At 69.1% G+C, this 1,779-nt stretch carries 1 protein-coding gene; it reads right to left on the bottom strand.

The window, feature by feature from the left end:
• Positions 1-1,779: DNA translocase FtsK (locus HMPREF1138_RS01330; RefSeq protein ID WP_009055618.1), on the bottom strand; the 1,779-nt coding region annotated here is incomplete at both ends.

Genomic DNA, 1,779 nt, shown 5'->3' with positions numbered 1-1,779 from the left:
CCCGCCGCTCCGCTTGCGAACTCGCCGGTGGCGGGGCTGGGCGCCCCCACGGGGGCGGGAGACGAGGGGGCGCCGGTGGCTGCCGTGGAAGGGGCGCCCGCCTCGGGCTCGGAGATGCCCGCGGACTCCCCGCGCAGCATCGCGAGGACCTCGGGCAGCTGCTCGGGGGTGACGAGGACCTGGCGGGCCTTAGAGCCTTCTGAGGGGCCGACGATGTCGCGCGACTCAAGGAGGTCCATGAGGCGCCCGGCGCGAGCAAAGCCGACGCGCAGCTTGCGCTGGAGCATGGAGGTGGAGCCAAGCTGGGTGGACACGACGAGCTCGGCGGCCTGAAGCAGGTCTTCGAGGTCGTCTCCGATGTCTTCGGCGACCTTGGCTTCCTTCTTGTCGGGCACGACGTCGTCGCGGTAGTGCGTCTCCATCTGGCTCTTGACGTGCGCGACAACCTGGTGGATCTCGGATTCGGAGACCCACGCGCCCTGCACGCGCATGGGCTTGGAGGCGCCGGCGGGCAGGTAGAGGGCGTCGCCCTGGCCGATGAGCTTTTCGGCGCCGGGCTGGTCGAGGATCGTGCGCGAGTCGGTGAGCGACGAGGTCGCGAAGGCCAGGCGCGAGGGAATATTGGCCTTGATGAGGCCGGTGACGACGTCGACCGAGGGGCGCTGAGTGGCCAGCACCAGGTGGATGCCGGCGGCGCGCGCGAGCTGCGTAATGCGCTGAATGGAGGCTTCCACGTCGCGCGGCGCGACCATCATGAGGTCGGCGAGCTCGTCGACGACCACGAGCAGATACGGGTAGGGGTGCAGGGTGCGCTGCAGGCCTGGCTTGGCCTGCACCTGCCCGGAGGCGACCGCCTTGTTGAAGTCGTCAATGTGCTTGAAGCCGTAGTCCGACAGGTCGTCGTAGCGCGCGTCCATCTCTTTGACGACCCATTCGAGGGCCTCGGCGGCCTTCTTGGCGTCGGTGATGATGGGCGAGATGAGGTGCGGGATGCCCTCGTAGATCGTGAGCTCCACGCGCTTGGGGTCGACCAGGATCATGCGCACCTGCTGGGGCGTGGCACGCATCATGATCGAGGTGATCATAGAGTTGACAAAGGAAGACTTACCCGAACCCGTCTGGCCGGCCACGAGCATGTGCGGGGTCTTGGCCAAGTTGGTGACCACGTAGCCGCCCTCGACGTCCTTGCCGACGCCGACGACGAGCGGGTGCTGGTTGCGGCGGGCGGCCGCGGAGCGCAGGACGTCGCCGAGGGCCACGTTTTCGCGGTCGGCGTTGGGGATCTCGATGCCGATGGCGCTCTTGCCGGGGATCGGCGCGAGGATGCGCACGTCTGCGGAGGCCACCGCGTAGGCGATGTTCTTCGACAGGTTGGTGAGCTTGTCGACCTTGACGCCCGCGCCGAGGACAACCTCGTAGCGAGTGACCGTCGGGCCGCGCGAAAACCCGGTGACGCGTGCGTCGACGTTGAAGTCGGCGAAGACCTGGCCCAGGGCCGCGACGACCTGGTCGTTGACGGCCGAGCGCGTCATGTGCGGGGGCCCAGAGACAAGGAGGTCCTCCGACGGCAGCGTGTAGCTGATCGAGTCGTCGAGGTTGGGCTGGAAGGCGCCTTCGGGCTCGTCGGTGATCGGCGGGGGCGCAGGTTCTTCCTCGGGCTCGGGCACGTGCGCGGGTACCTGCTCGGGCTGCGGGGCCACGGCGGGACGCATCTGGGTGAGCATCTCGGTGGGCGCGTCGGGCGTCGCGGGACGAGGCCGGGGCGCGGGGGACGGGTCG

It is taken from the genome of Actinomyces sp. ICM58 (assembly GCF_000283035.1).
Lineage (GTDB): Bacteria > Actinomycetota > Actinomycetes > Actinomycetales > Actinomycetaceae > Pauljensenia.
The sequence above is the reverse complement of the archived record's forward strand: the minus strand, read 5'-3'. Positions and strand labels throughout refer to the sequence as shown.